Annotated in this window: 17 protein-coding genes; 12 read left to right on the forward strand and 5 right to left on the reverse strand. The window is 67.7% G+C overall.

What is annotated here, in order from left to right; genetic code table 11:
- The first annotated feature begins 11 nt into the window (after window positions 1-11).
- Window positions 12-701 (forward strand): hypothetical protein, encoded by a 690-nt coding sequence (locus OHB13_RS37955; RefSeq protein ID WP_328380593.1) that lies wholly within the window; start codon window positions 12-14, stop codon window positions 699-701.
- 96 nt (window positions 702-797) lie between these two features.
- On the opposite strand, the gene OHB13_RS37960 is transcribed toward OHB13_RS37955, so the two are convergent.
- On the reverse strand, window positions 798-1,265 hold the full coding sequence (locus tag OHB13_RS37960; RefSeq protein ID WP_328380594.1) for an NUDIX hydrolase: 468 nt from the start codon (window positions 1,263-1,265) through the stop codon (window positions 798-800).
- Window positions 1,266-1,381: 116 nt separating this feature from the next.
- Between OHB13_RS37960 and OHB13_RS37965 the strand changes: the two genes are divergently transcribed.
- Both OHB13_RS37965 and OHB13_RS37970 read left to right on the forward strand, forming a co-directional pair.
- The gene (locus OHB13_RS37965; protein WP_328380595.1) at window positions 1,382-1,633 is read left to right on the forward strand and encodes a DUF7660 family protein; all 252 of its coding nucleotides are present in this window, start codon (window positions 1,382-1,384) and stop codon (window positions 1,631-1,633) included.
- Window positions 1,634-1,844: 211 nt separating this feature from the next.
- Window positions 1,845-2,477 (forward strand): GmrSD restriction endonuclease domain-containing protein, encoded by a 633-nt coding sequence (locus OHB13_RS37970; protein ID WP_328380596.1) that lies wholly within the window; start codon window positions 1,845-1,847, stop codon window positions 2,475-2,477.
- Window positions 2,478-2,486: 9 nt separating this feature from the next.
- On the opposite strand, the gene OHB13_RS37975 is transcribed toward OHB13_RS37970, so the two are convergent.
- Both OHB13_RS37975 and OHB13_RS37980 read right to left on the reverse strand, forming a co-directional pair.
- A complete protein-coding gene (locus tag OHB13_RS37975; protein WP_328380597.1) occupies window positions 2,487-2,699 on the reverse strand; it encodes a hypothetical protein in 213 nt (70 codons plus the stop codon).
- Entirely contained in the window at window positions 2,696-6,160 is a 3,465-nt protein-coding gene (locus OHB13_RS37980; protein WP_328380599.1) for a DNA polymerase III subunit alpha, read from the reverse strand. Before OHB13_RS37980 ends, OHB13_RS37975 begins: the two co-directional genes overlap by 4 nt.
- A gap of 208 nt (window positions 6,161-6,368) precedes the next feature.
- On the opposite strand from OHB13_RS37980, the gene OHB13_RS37985 reads away from it, so the two are divergent.
- The 8 genes from OHB13_RS37985 to OHB13_RS38020 all read left to right on the forward strand — a co-directional run bounded on the left by OHB13_RS37985 (window position 6,369) and on the right by OHB13_RS38020 (window position 11,164).
- Window positions 6,369-6,722 (forward strand): hypothetical protein, encoded by a 354-nt coding sequence (locus tag OHB13_RS37985; protein WP_328380601.1) that lies wholly within the window; start codon window positions 6,369-6,371, stop codon window positions 6,720-6,722.
- Window positions 6,723-6,793: 71 nt separating this feature from the next.
- Window positions 6,794-7,153 carry a hypothetical protein gene (locus OHB13_RS37990; RefSeq protein WP_328380602.1) on the forward strand — a complete coding sequence of 120 codons (360 nt, stop codon included), beginning with the start codon at window positions 6,794-6,796 and terminating at the stop codon, window positions 7,151-7,153.
- A 208-nt stretch (window positions 7,154-7,361) separates the two neighbouring features.
- A complete protein-coding gene (locus tag OHB13_RS37995; RefSeq protein ID WP_328380604.1) occupies window positions 7,362-8,051 on the forward strand; it encodes an HNH endonuclease family protein in 690 nt (229 codons plus the stop codon).
- A gap of 441 nt (window positions 8,052-8,492) precedes the next feature.
- Window positions 8,493-9,248, forward strand: a complete 756-nt coding sequence (locus tag OHB13_RS38000; RefSeq protein WP_328380606.1) for a hypothetical protein — start codon at window positions 8,493-8,495, stop codon at window positions 9,246-9,248.
- Between the two features lie 387 nt (window positions 9,249-9,635).
- Complete coding sequence (locus OHB13_RS38005; protein WP_328335848.1) at window positions 9,636-9,809, forward strand: hypothetical protein; 174 nt, start codon at window positions 9,636-9,638, stop codon at window positions 9,807-9,809.
- A gap of 132 nt (window positions 9,810-9,941) precedes the next feature.
- On the forward strand, window positions 9,942-10,199 hold the full coding sequence (locus OHB13_RS38010; RefSeq protein ID WP_328335847.1) for a type II toxin-antitoxin system Phd/YefM family antitoxin: 258 nt from the start codon (window positions 9,942-9,944) through the stop codon (window positions 10,197-10,199).
- Window positions 10,196-10,441: a type II toxin-antitoxin system RelE family toxin gene (locus OHB13_RS38015; RefSeq protein ID WP_328335846.1), complete on the forward strand. Its 246-nt coding sequence runs from the start codon at window positions 10,196-10,198 to the stop codon at window positions 10,439-10,441. The genes OHB13_RS38010 and OHB13_RS38015 overlap by 4 nt, the downstream gene beginning before the upstream one ends.
- 438 nt (window positions 10,442-10,879) lie before the next feature.
- On the forward strand, window positions 10,880-11,164 hold the full coding sequence (locus tag OHB13_RS38020; RefSeq protein ID WP_328380609.1) for a hypothetical protein: 285 nt from the start codon (window positions 10,880-10,882) through the stop codon (window positions 11,162-11,164).
- A gap of 328 nt (window positions 11,165-11,492) precedes the next feature.
- Here the strand turns inward: OHB13_RS38020 and OHB13_RS38025 are convergent, their stop codons facing one another.
- A complete protein-coding gene (locus tag OHB13_RS38025; RefSeq protein ID WP_443063010.1) occupies window positions 11,493-11,747 on the reverse strand; it encodes a helix-turn-helix domain-containing protein in 255 nt (84 codons plus the stop codon).
- 148 nt (window positions 11,748-11,895) lie between these two features.
- Here OHB13_RS38025 and OHB13_RS38030 point away from each other — a divergent pair, with 148 nt between their 5' ends.
- Window positions 11,896-13,752, forward strand: coding sequence for a zeta toxin family protein (locus tag OHB13_RS38030; protein WP_328380610.1), 1,857 nt, complete (start codon window positions 11,896-11,898; stop codon window positions 13,750-13,752).
- Here the strand turns inward: OHB13_RS38030 and OHB13_RS38035 are convergent.
- Window positions 13,716-13,961 (reverse strand): hypothetical protein, encoded by a 246-nt coding sequence (locus OHB13_RS38035; RefSeq protein WP_328380612.1) that lies wholly within the window; start codon window positions 13,959-13,961, stop codon window positions 13,716-13,718. The two genes, OHB13_RS38030 and OHB13_RS38035, sit on opposite strands and share 37 nt — an antisense overlap.
- Between the last annotated feature and the right edge of the window lie 86 nt (window positions 13,962-14,047).

The raw sequence follows: 14,047 nt of genomic DNA on the forward strand, positions 1-14,047 counted from the left end.
TACCCACGTTCGTGGAACCTCGCGTCGAAGCCACGCCGCTGATGGCGGAGTGCGCCTGCTCGGACGGCCCTCTGGACGAGGCCTTGCAACGCGTCGAGGCCCTGGAACGGTCCATTGATGCGGGCCGGCAGGAGCACGCCAACATGAGCCAGCGCCTGGAGCGCCTGGAGCGCCAGCTAGGTGTCCTCCTCGCAGCCCGTACCGAAAGCCGCGCCGACCTCGCCGGAACCCAGCACACCGAACACCAAAAACTCTCCCGCCAGGCTCGGACGCTGGTCGAGCAAAACTTTGTCAACTTCGCGCGCCGCTACGCCGACAAGTGCCAGCAAGCCGTGAAACGTCCGGAGCGCGAGCGCATCCCGTACGTGATTGGTCTGCTCAGCAAACAGCTCTTTACCCAGGACCCGCAGCCGGGCAGGGCCATCCAGCGCAAGCTCCACCTGCCCGAAAATGATGGCGGCCACATCGAAGCCGCTGTCACGGCCCTGCGCGATACCTGCTCTGAACTGGCCACCAGCATCCACCGCGCCGGGCTGCGACACGCATGGGACTTCACCCACGAAGCAGGAACAGTGATCGTGCCCTCGAAGCAGGAAGTCTGGCCCACCTGCGATCCCGCACGTCCCATCGCCTTCGCGATGTCGCCGGCTTATGTCGTCGACGGCCGGGTGTACGGCCGCCAGTACGTCTACACGGTGTAGTACTGGTTCTGGGTCATCGAGCAGACTTGCTGGCTGACCCCGGGAGTTCGGCGTTCGACGGGAGCTGCTCGCTCCTGGCGTCGGCTTCCGTCGTTCTTACCGCAGGATGGTGGGACGCTCGGGTGCACCTTGTGTCTGGTAGCTGGTGATCAGGTCACCGAGGCCGAGCGGGTAGACGGTCTCCCGGGTGGAGTTGAGATCATCGATCGACCACCAGCGGGTGGCCGTGATGGTGTCGGGCTGCGTGGCCTGGGCCAGGTTCAGGTCGGCCTCCGTGAGACGGGCGATGTAGTACCGCTCGATCTGGCGGACGTCGCCGTCACCGACCTTGTGGTCCGTGGTGCGCTCGGCGAGCTGCGGACCGAGACGGACTCGCTCGCCGTCGACTCCGAGCTCCTCGCCGAGCTCGCGCCTCAGGGCCGCGGTGTGGCCCTCACCGCGGTCGAGAGAGCCGCCGGGCGTCGCCCAGAAACCGCCGTTCTCCTCGTAGCGCAGCAGGAGAACCCGCCCGTCGCCATCGAGGGCGATGACGCGGGCGGCGGGCCGCACAGGGAGCGTTGTCATGGGCCCAGTCTGGCAGCTGAGGCTCTTCTTCGTTCTCGGTCGGGTGCCTGGCCGTGCAGGATGCTCCTATTGATCGTCAAGCGTGAGCGGTCGCCCGAGCGAGGTACCTTCGCTCCATGACACTCACTCCCGACAGCGAGGTCCGTAGCCGCGACGAGTTGATCGCCTTCGTCCGAGAACTGCACCAGGACTACCTCCGCCGGGGGCACGAATGGGAGAACCAGAGCCTCGATCACTTCCTTGAAGCCCTCGCGGCGTGGATGGATGCCTCGCCGGGCTGGTACCGAAACTTCGGGAAGGAGCTTCCGGAAGGAGGGGATTGGACCTTCCTGGGCAGGGCCCTTCAGGCCGCCACCGTCTATGAGTGAATTCGCTCCTGAATCGGTCAGGCCGCGGTGAGCCAGTCCGGTCGCCGCCTGACCGGTGAGCCCCCCGCACGGCAGAGGCCAGCCGGGATGGGGAGGTTGGGTAAGGGAATTGGAATGGTGTGGTCTGGCTTAGTCAACGCGCGTAGCACGGGACGTGGTTGGGCGCTTTCCTGGTTTCCTCTTGTCCCCCCACAGACATCAGGAGATCTCCATGCGCCGTACCGCGCTGGGTCTGGCGGCTGTCGCCGCCGTTGTTGTTGGTTTCACCGCGGGTCCCGCTTCTGCGGACCCGCCCGGCCCTCCGTCCCTGGACACTGCCCGGGCTGAGCTCACCGCGCTGACTGTGGCCACGCCGCACTCGATGGACGGCTACTCCCGTGACGCTTTCGACGTCTGGGCCGGCCAGCCCGACGGGTGCACCACTCGCCAGGATGTCCTGTCCCGCGACGGGAAGGACGTGGTAGAGGGCTCGGACGGCTGCCAGCCGTCATCTGGTTCGTGGTACTCCGTGTACGACGACACCACGGTCACCGTCGTCGCCCAGGCCACCATCGACCACATGGTCCCCCTCGCCGAAGCCTGGCGCTCCGGCGCCGACAAGTGGACCGCTGACCAGCGCAAAGCCTTCGGTAACGACCTCAAGGACCAGCAGCTGTTCATCGCGTCGTCCTCCTCCAACAGCAGCAAAGGCGACTCAGGGCCCGCGGACTGGAAGCCAACGAACAAAGCTTTCTGGTGCACCTACGGCGAGGATTACACCCACATCAAGTCCGTCTTCAAGCTCACCACCACCGACACCGAGAAGACTGCGCTGACCTCAATGCTCAACACCTGCACCTCCTGACACGACCCATCAGACCTGGGCAGGGCGCAGCCGTGACGGCTGGCGCCCTGCCCAGGTCAGCCTCGGCGTGGGCAGCACGCCCGGCTTGGCCTCCATGACCTCCACGTCCGTACAGCCCAGGCGCTGCAACTTCTCCTTCTGGTCGCCAGCGGACGACTTGTGCCTGCACCGGATATGTGGCCGTGCGATTCGCTCGTTTTGGTCGGTTGCGGTGGGGGTCATCCGGCGCTTCCGGGGGATCGGTGTCCGAGGCGGCGGAGATCGGCGGAGCGGCTACCGGCGGGTTGGAGGTCTGCCCATGCGTCGAGCTGAGCGCCGGCAGTTCCGTCGCTGAGCACCCGCTCAGCGGGTGCGGTCGTGGGGGGCTGGTTGGCGGGGGTGGTGGTGGCGGTGGTGGTGTGGCCGAGGAGGTCGAGGGCTGCTTGCGGGCCGTGGTCGCGGCGCGCTGCCGCGACGACGTCCAGGTCCCAGACCATGTCCCCGACGACGATGCGGCGGGGGCCGCGTGCTTCGACGGTGCCACGGACCAGGAGCAGTCCGGAGTGGAAGATCGTGTGTGCGCACCTCTCGTGGGAGTTGTCGAAGAAGGCGAGGTCGACGAGGCCGGAGCCGTCTTCGAGGGTGACGAAGATGACCCGCTTCCCAGACGGGATGGGCGGTGTCTGCGTCGAGGCGCGCACGCCTGCCACCAGGACTTTCTGCCCGGGGACCATGGTCTGGAGGTGGGCTGCGTCGGTGGCGCCGAGTTCGCGCAGCAGCCGGTGATGGTGGTCCATCAGGTGCTGGAAGACGTCGATGGACAGGACGTCCAGCTCGGCGCTCATCCGCTCCCTGCTGGAGAGCTCCCGCAGGCCACTGGGCTCGGACGTGACGAGTTCGTCGCCGAGGGCGAGCTGTCCTTCTGTGGTGGTGCGGTTGTGGGCGTGGCGGTGCAGTTCGCCGGTCTGCAGGAGCAGGTCCCGGCGCGTCAAGGTCCCCTTCAGTTCGTCCAGGGCGCCGATGCGGATGAGGCGTTCGACGATCGGCAGTGCGGGGCGGGCGCGCTGCCAGAAGTCCTGCAGCGACGCGTAGGGCCGGTGGCCGGCGATCCGCGCCGCCTGCGCTTCGCTCATTCCCTTCACCGCGGACAGTGAGAGGCGTACGCCCCAGCCCTGGTCGGTGGCTTCGACGCGGTGCTGTACGTGGGAGTGGTTGATGTCGACGGGCAGGACGGGAACATCATGGCGGCGGGCGTCGGCGACAATGACCCGCACCGGCCACATGCCCGGGTCGTGTTCGAGCAGCCCCGCGTACAGGGCGGCGGGGTGGTGGGCCTTGAGCCACGCGGACTGCACCGCGGGCACCGCGAACGCCACCGCGTGCGCGCGGCAGAACCCGTACGCCCCGAACTCCTTGATCGTCGACCAGACTTCGTCGACGACTGCATCGTCGTACCCGCGGCCGCGGGCCGCGTTCCTGAACCACGTCTCTACGCCGGGCAGGCGCTCGGGGTCGGCCAAGGCGCGGCGTGCGACATCGCCCGCCGCCCGGTCGCAGCCAGTCATCTTCGCGAGGATCGCGATGATCTGCTCGTGCCAGATCACGACGCCTTTCGTGTCGTCGAGGATCGGGACGAGGTCGGGGTGCGGGTAGTGGGGGGCTGCGCCGTGGCGGGCGGCGATGAACCGTGCCGGCATCCCGCCCTTCACCGGGCCGGGCCGGAAGAGGCTGATGTCGGCGATGACGTCCTGCATGTGCCGCGGCTGGAGCCGGCCCACCAGGTCCATCTGGCCCGGCGACTCGATCTGGAAGCAGCCCAGGGTGTCGGAGCGGCGGATCATCTCGAACGTCGCCTCGTCGTCGAGGGGGACGTGGTCGGGGTTGTCCAGGTCGAGAAGCCGCCCGGTCGTCCGCTGCACCTCCCCCACTGCGTGGGCCATCGCGGACTGCATCCGCACCCCCAGCACATCCAGCTTCAGCAGGCCGCAGTCTTCGACGTCTTCCTTGTCGGCCTGGACCATCGGGTAGTCGCCGCCCGGGGTCGGCTGCACCGGCAGCCGGTCCAGCAGGGATGCATTGGACAGGATCACGCCGCACGGGTGCATCGCGTAGCCGCGCACGAGCGCGTCCAGTCCCTCCGCCAGCTCAAACAGCGGCCCGAACTCACCCGCCCGGGCCGACAGTTGCTTCAGCTCGGGCAGTTCGGCGAGCGCGGAGCGGATGTCACAGGCCCGGATATGCGGAAAGCTCTTCGCGATCATGTCGACCGTCTCCGGCGGAATCCCCAGCGCGCGCCCCGAATCGCGCAGGGCGTGACGGGCGCGGTAGGTCTCGGGCATGCCGGTGACCGCCACCCGCTCGGAGCCGAACCGTTTGAAGATGCGGTCGTAGACCTCCAGGCGGCGGGCGGACTCCACGTCGATGTCGATGTCCGGCAGCGACGTCCGCCGCTCGCTGAGGAACCGCTCGAACAACAACCGGTGCTCCAGCGGATTCGCCGTGGCCACCATGAGCGCGTGATTGACCATGGACCCTGCTCCCGATCCGCGGGCGGCTACGCGGATCCCCATGGCCCGCACGTCGGCGACGACCTGGGCGACCGCGAGGAAGTAGCCCTCGTAACCGAGCCGCCCGATGACGCCGAGCTCGTACTCCAGCTGCTCCACCGCCTCCCGATCGCGGCCCAGGCTCCGGGCGAGCATGCCAGCCTCGCAGCGACGGCGCAGAAGCCGCATCGCCCCACCCCTGGCCGGGTCCGCGCCGACCACGTGGGGTTCGGGGAAGTGGGCTTCGCCCATCCCCAGGTCCCGAACGGGGTCCACTTCGCACGATGCCGCGGTGGCATCGGTCTCGGCGAGCAGCGCCGCCGCCCGCTCGGGCCCGCATCCGGCGGCCTCGGCGACGCGGGCAGCCACCGCAGTCATCTCGGCCGTGCCCTTCAGCCAGCGCTCACCACCATCCAGCGCTCGGCGGTCGATCGGGCGCAGCAGGCGCGCCGCATCCAGCACGTCGGCCACACGGTGCTGGGCCGGATCCGCGTAGCGAACCGCGTTGGAGACAACGACCGGCACCTTGAGGCGGTCGCCGAGCTGCACGGTGCGCGCCGCCAGCCGCAGCGACCCCGCACCAGTGCCCGTACGCCCGAGATACACAGCCTCCAGCCGCAGCCCGGCCCCGGCGATCGCCCGCCACGGGGCGAGGAGCTGCTCGGCGAGATCCGGGCGCCCCGCCATGAGCGCGGCCACCGGCTCCGAGGACGGGCCGAGCAGCACCACCAGCCCGTCGCCCAGGTGCTCCTGCAGCACCGGCCAGGAAACCACCGGAACCCCGTCGGCCGGCCGGGCGTGCGCGGCCGAAACAATCCGGCACAGATGCGCCCACCCTGCCGCGGACTGCGCCAGCAGCGTCACCCTCCACCGCGCCTGGACCACATGCGCTCCCCCGCGCACCGGCGTCCGCGCACGCCCGGCACTGCCAGCGCCGGAAACGGGCTCGACCGCGATGTCCACACCGAACAGGGGCCGGATACCGGCAATGGTGGCTGCTTTCGCGAAGCGGACGGTGCCGGCGACGGTGTCCCGGTCGGTCAGCGCGAGCGTGGTCACCCCCCGCTCGGCCGCCCGGCGCACCAAGTCGTGAGGGAGAGAGGCGCCGTAGCGGGCGGAGTACCCCGAAGCGACATGGAGCTGGACCGACCCGGGCATCCCGGCCACCTCCGATCACATAAGACACGATTCAAGCCACATGGCTCGATCCATCTCCAATATATCGAACATAAATCGAACGATGCGAATTGTCCGGCGTCGGCCACAGTCACCCGGATCTGCTTTGAATCGGCGCCCGGGGTGGCCTGTGAGTGCTGCAGCTGCTCGCGGGTAACTTGAGCGGTCGCTGCCTGCGATAGTTCTGCGGGTGAGCACAAGCGAGATGTCTGACGTCGAGTACGCCTTCGTGCTCAATGCGACCGAGATGGACATCCTTCCCGGAGTCCGGGGAGATCTGAAGGAACCCTTGGCATCCGGCCCGGCGGAGGACTTGGTGCCCTTCCTCCTCGCTCTCGTCGACCGTGGAATGGTCGAGGTCTGCCGGTACATCCCTTGGACCACGCCAGGCGGTACTGCCGGCTACCAGCCGGGCCCCCCGATCTCGCGCGAGGACCTTCCGGATGTGCTTGCCGCAGCCGAGGAATGGGAGTACCCGGACGACTTCGAGTGGCTGGGCAAGCTCACCCTGGTACAAACAGAGAGCTGTCGTCGGGGCCGCTGAGAGGCAAGCGTTAATCGAGGTTGAGTAGCTGTACTCAAGCTGGGCAGAGCACTCCGCAGGATGATGTGCCCATGCTCCCTTGGGTCATAGACATCTTCGTGGCGGCCTGGATCACCATGCTCGATGTCCTGGTACTTGCCGGTTACTGGCTTGCGGAAGGCATCAAGCAGTGGGCCTCAGAGCGACGCACCCTTGCGCCAACGGCCCGCCTCTGGCTGGTCCTGACTATCGCGCCTGCCGGGTTTGCCGCAGTCGGCTTCGGGTTCTACCGGGCAGATCTACTGGTGACCGCCACTTCTCAGATCGTGATGGCCGCAGCGGTCCTGCTCGTTCTGCTGCTGGGGCTCGGCACCGAATGTGCGCGTTGGGTTGCCCGAGGGGCCGAGCGGCACCGACTTCGACGTGAACGCCGCCGACTACGAAGTTCGTGAGACACAGGCGGCACCAGACGACAACCCCACTTTCAACGGCGCCCGCTCAGCTGACCCGGCGGCGACGTCACGGACCGGCGGGCAACGCGACGCGAGCCGCAGGAACGGCGAGCCATCGCCTGAGCCGTATATACGACCTATCCACGGACGAGTGATCACCTGGGCGGAACGCCCAACCCGGCCCCTCCGCAGCCGATATCAACAATCCGTGATCAAGAACCTGATGCGCGGCCTCGCGGCCGCCGCCCTTCTTTCCCTGCCCCTCGCTGCCGCCGCGCCCGCACCGGCCGCCAGCCTCCCCCTCCCCCATGCTGCGCCCGCTGCGGTGACCATGTCGCTCACCGACGGGATCGCCGAACTGCCCGTAGCGGCCGAGCACCGTGAGGGGTACGAGCGGACGAAGTTCAAGCACTGGGTCGACGCCGACCACAACGGCTGCAACACGAGGGCCGAAGTCCTGATCGCCGAATCGCGCACGAAGCCGGTCATCGAAGCGGGCTGCAAGATCGCCTCGGGCACCTGGTACTCGTACTACGACGGCGTGACCGTCACTGCCCCCGGCGGCCTCGACATCGACCACATGGTCCCCCTCGCCGAAGCCTGGGACTCCGGCGCCTCAAACTGGACGGCCGCCCGACGCCAGGCGTACGCCAATGACCTCGACGCCCCCCGCAGCCTGGTGGCCGTCAGCGCGAAGGCCAACCGGTCCAAGAGCGACCAGGACGTCACCGACTGGCTGCCGCCACTGGCCGATGCCCGCTGCCAGTACGCCTCCGACTGGACCTCCACGAAACTCCGCTGGGGCCTGAGCATCGACAGCGCCGAGCGCACCGCACTGGAGCACATCGCGTCCGGCTGTGGACACACGAACGTCGAGTACGAGACCGCCCTCCCCTAGTTCTCCACCCGCGGGTGCTGAGTGCCCGTCGGCGGACGGGCACTCAGCACCGCAGCCCGGCCCGTCGCGTTGAGTATGAACGGGGGGAGCAGCGGTGGCGGGCTCGGTGCGCCGGCCCTCATGAGACTGAGCGCTCGAATTGGCCCGTGAGCACTTCACGTGGCCCCGCCTGCGCTGTCGAGCTGGCCCGTCCATTCCCGCAAGGTCAGTGAACTCCCCTGGATTCGTCGTGCCTCTCGGGGTGGGCGAGGTACTGATGGGCCCTGCTCGCCCTGCCGTAGAAGGCAGTCGCTTGAGACTCATCAGATGCTCGCTTCCGCAACTCATTTAGGGTATCGATGTGAATATCAAATAGTCCAAGAATGCGACGGGGGCTGGCGTAAATTTACCTGGACACGGCATGCGTGTCGTCTGCCGATTGAGCTAGTAGCATCTGTATCCGTGACTACAAAGACGGCGCCGGTCCGTGACCGCATCAGAAATGTTTTGGAGTCGGCTCGAACCTCCGAGCCCTATCCGGTCTGGATGACTTGGCGGTCCCTGGCCATTCGGGTATATGGATATAGCCGCCCGTCAAAAAGCGACATCTATAACATTCGGCGCGTCGCTGAAAAGATGCATGACGTTGACCTGCTGCGCTTCGCGAAAAGGCAGACACACGCAGGCGCCCGCCTTCATCCAACTCCTGAGGAAGCCTGGCTTCAGAGCCACATCGTCGATGTATACGCGGCCACGATGGACGGAGTCGATTACCGCGCCTACTGTCCCCCAAATGAGGAGCAGGTGCTGGAGGCTTTTTGGCACGGTTGCCGCCAGCAGGAGGACATTCGAGTCAACCTGTGCAGGGTTGTGGAGATTGTCAATAAACGCTGCCGCACAACGTTTGATCCATCCGAAGTGGCGTGGTGGAGGGTGGGACTGGAAGAGCATCGGAAGCAGCTAAGGAAGGATGAAGTGACCAAGCTGCATACTGCTCTGGTTGCAGCTCTGGTAAAGAAAGAACAGCAGGAGATTGAAGCGCGCCTGGTTACCCTGGGCCCTTATCGAGTCGATCCAGAGAAAACGCCTCAATGCCCTTGCTGTCGTCAGGAGCTGCCAACTGGGCTGCCCCTTGCTCGGCAACCAACAGCTCAGCAGGAAATGACGGCTGAGCCACGGCAGCCCAGGCCGCAGCTTGCGGGGGAACTGGTCGGCTAGGGCCGAACGCCCAGTGTATCGGGTCACAGACAACGAAATGGATATCACCGGATTCTGGCCAGAGCTCTTCATCGCGCAGGGGACTCCACGTTGCGGCAACGTCCGATGGCGATCTGGAGTATCCGCGGCGATGCCGTCGAGCCACTGCGGTTCGTGTCCCGCCCGGCCAGGCAGATGTCTGCTCGCCGTTCGCGTGGACTTGGGTCCGGGTTCTGGTGTCGGTGCCGAGCATGAGCACACTGTCGGTGAAGGGTGGGCCCGGCTCCCCTTCCGGGGACGCATTCATGAGGCCCCCGGCCAGCCGTCACAGCTCTGGGGGCCTCGTGCCCATGACGCTCTCCCGATCCCATCGTCGTTGCCTTGCTCGGCAACTGACCGGAATCTGGCATGACGACCACGGTGGACTTCTCATCCACTGCTTCGGGCATCCGTAACCGACGCAGCCGGAAGCGGAAGCTGACCGCGAGCAGGATGTTCGTCAGCAACCACCGGGCCTCCCACCAGACCGCGACCGTCCGCGCAGGAGTGCCGTGGACGCTGCACCCGGCCTTCTCTGTGTAGCCCGCGTCGGCGCTGCGGTCGAGTTCCGTGCGAATGACAAAGCCGCAGCCGCAGCCGCGGTCGCGGCCCGTCGGTCCGCGGGACGCTCCCGAAGCGCTACCCCCTAGTGCACACTTTTGTACACTGGTGAGCATGACGGAGACGACGTACTCGATCGTGGAAGCCCGCGCGCGGCTGGGCGCCATCGCCCGCGAGGTCAGCGCCACCCGCGAACCGGCTGCCATCACCGACCACGGCCACACCATCGCCATACTGGTCAGTCCCGCCGACGCCCTAGAACTGCAGGAGATGCGCGCGCTCGCCGCCTACCGCGCCCGCCAGGCCCGCGGCGAGAGCGTCGGCGTTCCGCATGACGAGGCCTACCGCCGCGTGTTCGGCGATGAGGCGTGAGCTACGAAGTCATCTGGGAGCCCGAGGCACTCGCTCAGGCCGAGCGCTTCGCCAAAGACGATCCCCACGGAGTCCGTCAGGTGTTCGCCGCCGTCGACCGCCTCGGCGAAGAGCCCAGACCTGAGGGCGCGTTCGGCAGCACCGACGTGCTGCGCATCCACGTCGGCATCTACCGCGTGATGTACGAGATCAACGACCAGCAGGTCCGCGTCAGCGTTATCCATCTCGGCCGTCTGCGCTGACGGCAGCCTCTCCCGCTGCTGCCGGGCCGACGATCCTGAGGCCGGTACCACCGCCGCAGGTCGTCGGGCGACCGCCGGGCTCCGTGCTTTGGGCAAGGTGATGCCCTGGGGCCTGTGCAGCTTGCCCTGGGCGCAATGTCCAGAGCACGGATCCCGTCTCCGCCAGCCATTCGTTCGCCAGCACGTGTCGCACGATGAAGCAGTGCAGAGCGAGCGCTTCAGCTCCCAGCCGAAGCCCGAGCATGGTTGGCTGTATGAAGGGCCGTGTCCGTGCTCGGTGCGAACTCAGCGACCCCGCGCTGATGGACGTGACGGCGTGCCCGCCCCGTCAGGACGGTCTGTGGGTGGGCCGCGCCCCGGACTGGCGGTGGGCCGCAGCCCACGCCGTGACAGGGACCATGGCAGAACGGGGAGACCGGCTCCTCTACGCTCACCGGCATGACGCTGAACCAGGAAGAATGCGAACTTCTCCGCCTGATCTCGCTGGCGGCCGAACCCGTCGCCATGTCGGACTTCTTCCACGGCATCCACCCGCCGAACTTCCCCCGTAGTGCCGCCGACGATGACCCGGACCGGGAGGCGTGGGTCGAACTCCAGTTGGGCCTGTACAGGGCTTCCATCTCCCTGTGGAAGGCCGACCTCGTCCGTATCGTGCAGCCGGCCAACGGCGAGCGACCCGACCTTGTCGAGATCACCGACACCGGCCGGACCGCGCTGGCGTAAGTTCATCAGCCGCACCCGTGGATAGGTGGCCGACCGGGCGGGCACCACCGCCCTTCCTGGCAACTGCGACGGGGCTGCATGAGCCGGCTCCTCGGCGGCTGGACCGCGACCAGGGCCTGGCGCGCGAGGCCCTGGTCGTTCGGCTCGCTCACCACCGGCAGCACGGCTGGGAGGGAAGCCCGGCCCATTGCGCTCACGCCCCTCCTTTCGGGCTTCCCGGGACTCAGGCCCGCTTCCAGGCGTGGACGATTTCCTGCTGGTCCGAGGGGGAGGGCGGCATGGAGGTGCTGCGGTGGCTGGAGCCGGTGTCGGCGGCCGACAGGCTTTATCAGCGGTCGACCGGCGCGGGGTAGAGCTCCGCGAGCTGGTTGAGCAGCCGCGCGTACGCCTCACGGTCCGGACCGCGCGGCTCGGTCTTGTTTTTGCTGGACTCCCAGACGCTGACGGTCGCACGGCGCACCTTCAGGGCACCCGCCACCTGCTCCAGTGTCAGGCCGTGTGCGACCCGCAACCGTTTGCGCTCCTCCGGCGGCGGGAGCACAGACGCGACCAGTGCGTCGACAGCGTCGAACAACTCGGACATGAGACACCTCCTGGCCGATACTCTACATAGATCGTACTAATCGCGTACGGATGCCGCACATATCGCGTACGAATGTTATGTTGACCTTGAGTTGGCGGACATTTTGAGGCAGGACCCGGCGGAGCGAGCGCGATCAGGGGGGTTGTTGGTGAAGGACGCGGATGTCGAACCGGTCGTGCTGAGCCAGGAGCAGCACGACGAGATCCTGACGTCCCAGATCCTGCCGAGCTGGACCAAGGGCGCTGTCCGGCAAGAGCAGCCCGTGGTGCTGGTGGTCGCCGGGCCGCCGGGCAGCGGCAAGTCCACGCTCATCACGCTTCTGATGGCGGTCCTCCATCAGCGTGGCGGGGCGGTGCTGGTCGGACGGGATCTCTACAAATCGGATCATCCCCAGTACGCCGCTCTCCTGAAGGCTGACGAGCGCACCGCTGGGGTGCGGGTCCGGCCGGACGTGCTGCGCTGGCAGGCCGAGGTCGAGGATTTTGTGCGTCTCAACCGGTTCGACGCGGTGGTGGAAACCCCGTTGGCCGACCCGGATGAGGCCAGGGCGATGGCCCTCGCCTACCGGGCTGCCGGATGCCGCGTCGAAGTGGTGGTCCTGGCCGAGGCACACGCTGTGCTCCAGCTGAGCGTCCTGGACCGCTTCCTGGCCAGCGAGGAAGGCACCGGCCGGTACATCTCCTGGGACAACCTCGACCAGTGCGTCAAGGGACTTCCCCAGTCGCTCGCGGTCATCGAAGCCGAGCACCTCGCCCACCGGATCATGGTGGTACGGCGCGACCTCCAGGTGCTGTACAGCAACGAGCTGACCGAGGACGGAACGTGGCGGACCTCGCCGGTTGCGGACCAGACGCATTCCGCGGAACTGGCCCGGCCCTGGACGGCTCCCGAGACCTGGCAGTTCCGCCGCCAAGTCTGCGGCGTCGAACAGAAGGCGCATCCGCTGGTTAGCTCCCCGGAGCGGCACCTTGCGGTGGTCGGCGGACTGGAGCGCGCCGGTGCGCTGGCCGAGCCGGTGCGCCGCATCGCCCAGCCCCTCGCGGTGCCGCCCGGAGTCGACTACCACCGGCTGTCCGCCGACGAGCACCGCTTCGTCTTCGACGAGCTGATCGTCCCGATGTACCTGAGCAACATCACCGCCCAGGACCAGCCGGTGACGCTGTATGTGATGGGCCCGCAAGGAGCGGGAAAGACTCACACCGCGCGCATGCTGCGCCGCGCATTGCGTCACCGCAGGCCCACCCGGATCGAGGGCGGGATGTTCAAGGCGGTGCATCCCGACTACCGCCGGCTCCTTGCCGAGCATCCGCGCACGGCCTCCGCCCGGATCAGGGCCGACTACCGGGCCTGGCAGGAACAGGCCGAAGCCCGCGTACGAGAGTGCCGCGGCGACCTGGTTATTGAGATCGCCCCGGACAGTGTCGGCCACTTCCTGACCAGTGCCCGCCGTGACCACCGTACGGGCCGCCGGGTGGAGTTGATCGTGCTGGGAGTGCGTGCTGCGGACAGCCGGCTGGGCACCGCGACCCGGTGCGCCGGGGTGGCCCGCATCGGCGGGACACCCCGGTTCACGTCAGCTGCCGCCCACAGCGTGACCTTCAACGTGGTCGTCGACGCCGTCCGCGCGGCCGAGCAGGAACCGCACACCGTGAGCTCCATCTCCGTCATCGGCAGAGATCTGACGGCCAGCTACCGCAACGAACGCACTGCCGGCGGCGCGTGGGCGTCCCGGCCCCGGGCCGGGGACGTGCTGGTGGCGGGCCAGCATCGCCCGTACACGGTGACCGAAGCGGCCGAGTTCCTCACCACCCTGCACAGAGTGCAGGGCGAGCTGCCGCAGTACCGGTCGGATCTGGTCGAGATCGCAGCCCTCGCCTGGCCGCTGATGCCCACCCACCTGCAACCGCGCATCCTCGCCTCGACCATCACCCCGGCGGCACTGCCCGTGCCCGTCCAGCAGGGCCCTGGCTACTGGCCCTTGAGCTCCTGGGCGCGGGCCGCGTAGCGGGCAGCGATCGCGTCCACCTCGTCGGGGGCGGCGTCTTCCAGGGCAAGCTGATCGGCAGCGCACGCGGCCAGCTCGGATTTCAGAAGCTCCAGGCGCGCGGGGTCGGGCACGGCTGCGCGCCGCTCCTTCATGACCTGCTCCGAGTACCAGCTGCTCACGTCCTGCACCAGCTGCTCGACGGCCTCAGGGTTCACGTTCTCAGACAAAGGGGTGTCCTTCGGGTATGGGGATCATGAGGCGTCATTGTCTCTGGCCAGGCCCTCGGCAGCCGGGGAGCCGTGGAGCGGAAAGG

This window comes from Streptomyces sp. NBC_00440 (assembly GCF_036014215.1).
GTDB lineage: Bacteria > Actinomycetota > Actinomycetes > Streptomycetales > Streptomycetaceae > Streptomyces.

Excerpts from the sequence above, each read along its gene's own strand:
- OHB13_RS37965 (WP_328380595.1), top strand. The coding sequence starts at position 1,382 with ATGACACTCACTCCCGACAGCGAGGTCCGTAGCCGCGACGAGTTGATC.
- OHB13_RS38025 (WP_443063010.1), bottom strand. The coding sequence starts at position 11,747 with ATGTCCGAGTTGTTCGACGCTGTCGACGCACTGGTCGCGTCTGTGCTC.
- OHB13_RS37975 (WP_328380597.1), bottom strand. The coding sequence starts at position 2,699 with ATGACCCCCACCGCAACCGACCAAAACGAGCGAATCGCACGGCCACAT.
- OHB13_RS37990 (WP_328380602.1), top strand. The coding sequence starts at position 6,794 with ATGCTCCCTTGGGTCATAGACATCTTCGTGGCGGCCTGGATCACCATG.
- OHB13_RS38020 (WP_328380609.1), top strand. The coding sequence starts at position 10,880 with ATGACGCTGAACCAGGAAGAATGCGAACTTCTCCGCCTGATCTCGCTG.
- OHB13_RS37970 (WP_328380596.1), top strand. The coding sequence starts at position 1,845 with ATGCGCCGTACCGCGCTGGGTCTGGCGGCTGTCGCCGCCGTTGTTGTT.
- OHB13_RS38005 (WP_328335848.1), top strand. The coding sequence starts at position 9,636 with ATGACGACCACGGTGGACTTCTCATCCACTGCTTCGGGCATCCGTAAC.
- OHB13_RS38010 (WP_328335847.1), top strand. The coding sequence starts at position 9,942 with ATGACGGAGACGACGTACTCGATCGTGGAAGCCCGCGCGCGGCTGGGC.
- OHB13_RS37980 (WP_328380599.1), bottom strand. The coding sequence starts at position 6,160 with ATGCCCGGGTCGGTCCAGCTCCATGTCGCTTCGGGGTACTCCGCCCGC.
- OHB13_RS37960 (WP_328380594.1), bottom strand. The coding sequence starts at position 1,265 with ATGACAACGCTCCCTGTGCGGCCCGCCGCCCGCGTCATCGCCCTCGAT.